Here is a 6616-nt window from a genome sequence, read left to right on the forward strand (position 1 = left end):
TTCGAGGAGCGCGAGAAGCTGATGATCTTCTACGAGCGCGCCTGTGGGGCGCGGCTCCACGCCGCCTATTTCCGCCCCGGCGGCGTCCATGCCGACCTGACGCCGCAACTGCTTCAGGACATATACGATTTCTGCGACCCGTTCCTCGAAGTCTGCGACGATCTGGAAGAGCTGCTGACCGAGAACCGCATCTTCAAGCAGCGCAATGTCGATATCGGCGTGGTCAGCATCGAGGAGGCGCAGGCGCTGGGCTTCTCGGGCGTGATGGTGCGCGGTTCGGGCTGGGCGTGGGATCTGCGGCGCGCGCAGCCCTACGAGTGCTATGACGAATTCGACTTCCAGATCCCCGTCGGCAAGAACGGCGACTGCTACGACCGCTATCTCGTCCGCATGGAGGAGATGCGGGAGAGCGCGAAGATCATGAAGCAGGCCGTCGAGAAACTTGCGCAATGCGAGGGCGAAGAAATCCTCACCCGCGGCAAGATCGGCCCGCCGCGGCGCGCCGAGATGAAGACCTCGATGGAGGCCCTCATCCACCACTTCAAGCTCTACACCGAAGGCTTCCACGTTCCCGAGGGCGACGTCTATGCGGCGGTCGAGGCGCCGAAGGGCGAGTTCGGCGTGTATCTCGTGGCCGACGGCACCAACCGCCCTTACCGTGTGAAGCTGCGCGCGCCGGGCTTCCCGCATCTCGCGGCGATGGACCATCTGTGCAAGGGCCACATGCTGGCCGATGTCAGCGCCGTGCTCGGCTCGCTCGACATCGTGTTCGGGGAGATCGACCGGTGAGCCTGCGCCGCCTCCACCCGGACCAGCCCGCTTCCTTCGCCTTCACCCCGGCGAACCTCGCCTGGGCGCAGGCGCAGATCGCGAAATATCCCGAAGGGCGGCAGGCGAGCGCCGTGATCCCGCTGCTGTGGCGCGCGCAGGAGCAGGAGGGCTGGCTGACCCGCCCCGCCATCGAGGCGGTGGCCGACATGCTCGGAATGGCGCGCATCCGCGCGCTCGAAGTGGCCACTTTCTATTTCATGTTCCAGCTCTCGCCGGTGGGGTCGTCGGCGCATGTGCAGGTGTGCGGCACGACGCCCTGCATGCTGTGCGGGTCGGAGAGCCTGATCGACGTGTGCAAGGCGAAGATCGCGGCCAAGCCGCACACGCTCAGCCCCGACGGCAAGCTGAGCTGGGAGGAAGTCGAGTGCCTCGGGGCCTGCTCGAACGCGCCGATGGCGCAGATCGGCAAGGATTACTACGAGGACCTGACGGCGGAGAGCTTCGCCGCGCTCCTCGACGCCATCGCGCGCGGCGAGACGCCGAAGCCGGGGCCGCAGAACGGGCGCTTCGCGAGCGAGCCGGTCAGCGGGCTGACCTCGCTCGATCCCGGTCGGGCGAAGCGGGAGACCGCCAACGCCTCGGTGGCGCTGGCCGAAGCGCAGGGCGACACGCTCGCGCGGATCGACGGATCTTGACGGCGCTCGGGGAGAGAGGGGCGATGCTGGGCAAGCTCAACTTCGACAATTGCTGGGTCGCGGCCAATCTTCAAGGCCTCATCGCCGGCGCTTTCGCCGGGCTCGTCCTGAGCGCCCGCATGCCGGACGCGACGGCGGCGGTGATCGGGCTTGCGATCTATGTCGGCGTGGCGATCTGGGGCTTCAACGGCTGCCTGTCGGCGCGCGCGCGCAAGGCGGCGTCGACCGAGGCGGCTCCCCGCCCCGTCGCTGCGCCGAGCCCCGAGCCGGCGCCTGTTCCTGCGGCGGCGCAGTCGAAGCCGGCGATGCTGAACGCGGCGCGCGGCGGCGTATCGGACGATCTCAAGCGAATCAAGGGAATCGGGCCGAAACTTGAAGCGACGCTGCATGGCATGGGCGTGCACCATTTCGACCAGATCGCCGCCTGGACCGAGGCCGAACTCGCCTGGGTCGACGACAATCTCGAGGGCTTCCGGGGCCGCGCCTCGCGCGACGCGTGGATCGAACAGGCAAAGGTGCTCGCCGCGGGCGGCGTCACCGAATTCGCGGCGCGGGTGGATGCGGGCGACGTGCCCAGCAGCCAGGCCTGAGGGAGCGGGACATGCTCGACGACAAGGACCGCATCTTCACGAACCTCTACGGCATGCGCGACCGCTCTCTGAAGGCGGCGATGAAGCGCGGCGCGTGGGACGGCACGGCGGCGCTGATCGCGAAGGGCCGCGACGCTCTGGTTGAAGAAGTGAAGGCGTCGGGCCTGCGCGGGCGCGGCGGCGCGGGGTTCCCGACCGGGCTCAAATGGTCGTTCATGCCGAAGGAGAGCGACGGGCGGCCCTCCTATCTCGTGGTCAACGCCGACGAGTCCGAGCCGGGGACGTGCAAGGATCGCGAGATCATGCGCCACGATCCGCACACGCTGATCGAAGGCTGCCTGATCGCGAGCTTCGCGATGGGCGCGCATGCCTGCTACATCTACATTCGCGGCGAGTACATCCGCGAGCGCGAGGCGCTGCAGGCGGCCATCGACGAATGCTATTCGGCGGGTCTTCTGGGAAAGAACGCGGCGAAGTCCGGCTGGGATTTCGACATCTATCTGCATCACGGCGCCGGCGCCTATATCTGTGGCGAGGAGACGGCGCTTCTGGAAAGCCTCGAAGGCAAGAAGGGGATGCCGCGGCTCAAGCCCCCCTTCCCCGCCAACACCGGCCTCTACGGCTGCCCGACGACGGTGAACAACGTCGAGTCGATCGCGGTGGTGCCCACGATCCTGCGGCGCGGCGCGGCGTGGTTCGCGGGGATCGGGCGGCCCAACAACACCGGGACGAAGATCTTCGCGATCTCGGGCCATGTGAACGCGCCCTGCGTCGTCGAGGAGGCGATGTCGATCACGCTGCGCGAGCTGATCGACCGCCATTGCGGCGGCGTGCGCGGCGGGTGGGACAACCTCAAGGCGGCGATCCCCGGCGGCGCGTCGGTGCCGCTGCTGCCCAAGGACCTCTGCGACGACGCGATCATGGATTTCGACTGGCTGCGCGAGCAGCGCTCGGGCCTCGGCACGGCGGCGGTGATCGTGATGGACCAGTCGACCGACGTCATCAAGGCGATCTGGCGGCTGTCGAAATTCTACAAGCACGAAAGCTGCGGCCAGTGCACGCCCTGCCGCGAAGGCACGGGCTGGATGATGCGCGTGATGGACCGGCTGGTGCGCGGCGAGGCGGCGCTGGAAGAGATCGACATGCTGCTGGAAGTGACCAAGCAGGTCGAGGGCCACACCATCTGCGCGCTGGGCGACGCCGCGGCGTGGCCGATTCAGGGGCTGATCCGCCATTTCCGCGGCGAGATCGAGGACCGCATCAAGACGAAGCAGTCGGGCCGCGTCAGCGCGGTCGCGGCGGAGTGAGCGCGATGACCGAGGAGACGGAGAACATCGTGCTGCGACTGCTGCGCGAAATTCGCGAGACCCAGCGCGCGCATTCGGAAAGGTTCGACGGTATCGAACAGCGCATGACCACGCTCGAACGCAAGATGGACGACGTGAACGAGAGCGTCGCGATGGCGCTGGGTTTCTCGGCGCACGCCAATGTCGCCTACGAGACGACGGGCCAGCGCATCGACCGACTTACCGAGACGGTGGCCGACCTCAGGGCTCGCCTCGAGAAGCTGGAGGAGAAGGCATGAGCGACCTCCGCCCCATCGTGATCGACGGCGTGACCGTCGAGGTCGACCCGAACCTCACGCTGCTGCAAGCCTGCGAGGTCGCGGGCGTGGAAATCCCGCGCTTTTGCTACCATGAGCGCCTCAGCATCGCCGGCAACTGCCGCATGTGCCTTGTGGAAGTGGTCGGCGGCCCGCCCAAGCCCGCCGCCTCCTGCGCGATGCAGGTGCGCGACCTGCGACCGGGGCGCAATGGCGAGCCGCCCGAGATCAAGACCACCACGCCGATGGTCAAGAAGGCGCGCGAGGGGGTGATGGAGTTCCTGCTCATCAACCACCCGCTCGACTGCCCGATCTGCGATCAGGGCGGCGAATGCGACCTGCAGGACCAGGCGATGGCCTATGGGGTCGATTTCAGCCGCTACCGCGAGCCCAAGCGCGCGGCGGAGGACCTGAATCTCGGCCCGCTCGTCGGCACGCACATGACGCGCTGCATCTCCTGCACGCGCTGCGTGCGCTTCATCACGGAAGTCGCGGGCGTGGCCGAGATGGGCCAGACCGGGCGCGGCGAGGACAGCGAGATCACGTCGTATCTGGGGCGGATTCTGGAATCCGAGATGCAGGGCAACATCGTCGATCTGTGCCCGGTCGGCGCGCTGACCAACAAGCCCTACGCCTTCACTGCGCGGCCGTGGGAGCTGCGCAAGGTCGAGAGCGTCGACGCGATGGACGCGCTCGGCTCCAACATCCGGGTCGACGTGCGCGGGCGCGAGGTGATGCGCGTGCTGCCTCGCAACCATGACGACATCAACGAGGAATGGCTGGCCGACCGCTCGCGCCATGTGGCCGAGGGCTTGCGCCGCCAGCGGCTGGACCGGCCCTATCGCCGGGTCGCCGGCAAGCTTCGCCCGGTGTCGTGGGACGAAGCGCTGGGCGCGGCGGCGGAGGCGCTGGGGCGCGGGAAAGTCGCGGCGCTCGGCGGCGATCTCGCGCCAGTCGAGGCGCTGTTCGCGCTGAAGCAACTCGTCGAGGGGCTCGGCGGCGCTGCGGAGTGTCGGACCGACGGAGCCGCCCTGCCCGCCCGCAACCGCTCGGCCTATGTCGGGAACGCGGCGATTGCGGATGCGGATGACGCGCGGGCGATCCTGCTCGTCGGCGTCAATCCGCGGACGGACGCGCCGGTCTACAATGCGCGGCTGCGCAAGGCGTGGAGCCTCGGCGCGGATGTCGCGCTGATCGGCGCGCCGGCGGACCTCACCTACCCGGTCGCCCATCTCGGGGCGTCGCCGGCGGCGCTGACCGGCGAGGGGCGCGACGCGCTGCTCGACCATCTGCGGCGCGGGCCGGGGCTGATCGTGATCGGCATGGACGCGCTGACCCGCAAGGACGGCGCGGCGATCCTTGGCCATGCGATGGCGCTGGCGGAGGAGGCCGATGCGGGTTTTATGGTCCTTCACCGCGCCGCGGCGCGCGTCGGCGCGATGGATGTGGATTTCACGACGGAAGGCGGGATGGCGGCGGCGCTCGAGGGCGCGGCCACGATCTACAATCTCGGCGGCGACGAGATCGACCTGCCCGCGGGCGCGTTCGTGATCTATCAGGGCAGTCATGGCGACCGGGGGGCGCATCGCGCCGACCTGATCCTGCCGGGCTCGGCCTACACCGAGGAGCCGGGGATCTTCGTCAACACCGAAGGCCGCCCGCAGATCGCCTTGCGCACCGGCTTCCCGCCGGGCGAGGCGCGCGAGAACTGGGCGATCCTGCGCGCGCTGTCGGGCCGGATGGGGAAGGCCCTGCCCTTCGACACGCTGGACGCGCTGCGCGCGGCGCTTTTCAAGGCGCATTCCCACCTCGGCGAAATCGATGCGGTCCCGCAGAACCAGTGGACGCCGGCCCCTGCGGGCGCCGTGGACGACGCGCCGATCCGGCCCACCGGTCCGGACCATTTCCTGGCCAACCCGATCCTGCGCGCCAGCAGCGTGATGGCCGAACTCTCCCGCCTCGCCGCCGAGCGCGCGGCGGGCCAGATGGCGGCGGAGTGAGCGCATGACCTATTGGGACACCGGGCTGGGAACGTTCACGATCATCCTCGCGCAATGCCTCGCGGTGATGCTCGGCGTGCTGATCAGCCTCGCCTTCCTGCTCTACATGGACCGCAAGGTGTGGGCGGCGGTGCAGCTGCGGCGCGGACCGAACGTGGTGGGGCCGTTCGGGCTGCTCCAGAGCTTCGCCGACTTCCTGAAATTCGTGGTCAAGGAAGTCGTGATCCCGGCCGGCGCGGACAAGGCGGTGTTCCTGCTGGCGCCGCTGATCACCTTCACGCTGGCGGCGGCGGCCTGGGCGGTGATCCCCTTCGCCGAGGGCTGGGTGGTGTCCGACCTGAATGTCGGCATCCTCTACATCTTCGCGATCAGCAGCTTGGGCGTCTATGGCGTGATCATGGGCGGCTGGGCGTCGAACTCGAAATACCCGTTTCTCGGGGGGCTGCGCTCGGCGGCGCAGATGGTGTCCTACGAAGTCTCGATCGGCCTGATCATCGTCGGCGTGCTGGTGTCGACGGGATCGCTGAACCTGACGGCCATCGTGCACGCGCAGGAAGGGCGGTTCGGTTTCCTGTCGTGGTACTGGCTGCCGCATCTGCCGATGGTGGTGCTGTTCTTCGTCTCGGCGCTGGCGGAGACGAACCGCCCGCCCTTCGACTTGCCGGAGGCCGAATCCGAACTCGTCGCGGGCTTTCAGGTCGAATACAGCTCGACGCCTTATCTGCTGTTCATGATCGGCGAATACATGTCGATCGTGCTGATGTGCGCGCTGATGGCGATCCTGTTCTTCGGCGGCTGGTTGTCCCCGATCCCGGGTCTGCCGGACGGCGCGCTGTGGATGTTCGCCAAGATCGCGATCCTGTTCTTCATGTTCGCGATGGTGAAGGCGATCGTGCCGCGCTATCGCTACGATCAGCTGATGCGGCTGGGCTGGAAGGTGTTCCTGCCGATGTCGCT

The 6616-nt window shown here is 68.2% G+C and carries 5 protein-coding genes and 1 pseudogene; all 6 read left to right on the top strand.

Translation table 11 applies throughout. From position 1 onward, the window contains the following. Nucleotides 1–789: NADH-quinone oxidoreductase subunit D (locus tag V7Q31_RS16365; RefSeq protein ID WP_333834928.1), on the top strand; the 789-nt coding region annotated here is incomplete at its 5' end. Next, nucleotides 786–2056, top strand: a pseudogene (locus tag V7Q31_RS19225) (NADH-quinone oxidoreductase subunit E). The gene V7Q31_RS16365 and the pseudogene V7Q31_RS19225, both read left to right, overlap by 4 nt. Nucleotides 2057–2067: 11 nt before the next feature. Continuing rightward, nucleotides 2068–3363 carry an NADH-quinone oxidoreductase subunit NuoF gene (gene nuoF / locus V7Q31_RS16380; protein ID WP_333834930.1) on the top strand — a complete coding sequence of 432 codons (1296 nt, stop codon included), beginning with the start codon at nucleotides 2068–2070 and terminating at the stop codon, nucleotides 3361–3363. A gap of 5 nt (nucleotides 3364–3368) precedes the next feature. Beyond that, nucleotides 3369–3641, top strand: a complete 273-nt coding sequence (locus V7Q31_RS16385) for a hypothetical protein (protein WP_333834931.1) — start codon at nucleotides 3369–3371, stop codon at nucleotides 3639–3641. Continuing rightward, entirely contained in the window at nucleotides 3638–5659 is a 2022-nt protein-coding gene (gene nuoG, locus V7Q31_RS16390) for an NADH-quinone oxidoreductase subunit NuoG (RefSeq protein WP_333834932.1), read from the top strand. Before V7Q31_RS16385 ends, nuoG begins: the two co-directional genes overlap by 4 nt. A gap of 4 nt (nucleotides 5660–5663) precedes the next feature. Continuing rightward, nucleotides 5664–6616, top strand: a 953-nt coding sequence (gene nuoH, locus V7Q31_RS16395) for an NADH-quinone oxidoreductase subunit NuoH (protein ID WP_333834933.1), incomplete at its 3' end; no start/stop codon positions are given.

Origin of the sequence: Rubrimonas sp. (assembly GCF_036788415.1) — a bacterium.
Lineage (GTDB): Bacteria > Pseudomonadota > Alphaproteobacteria > Rhodobacterales > Rhodobacteraceae > Rubrimonas.

Bases quoted from the DNA above. Each gene is read 5' to 3' on its own strand.
- nuoF (WP_333834930.1), top strand. From the start codon at position 2,068: ATGCTCGACGACAAGGACCGCATCTTCACGAACCTCTACGGCATGCGC.
- nuoG (WP_333834932.1), top strand. From the start codon at position 3,638: ATGAGCGACCTCCGCCCCATCGTGATCGACGGCGTGACCGTCGAGGTC.
- V7Q31_RS16385 (WP_333834931.1), top strand. From the start codon at position 3,369: ATGACCGAGGAGACGGAGAACATCGTGCTGCGACTGCTGCGCGAAATT.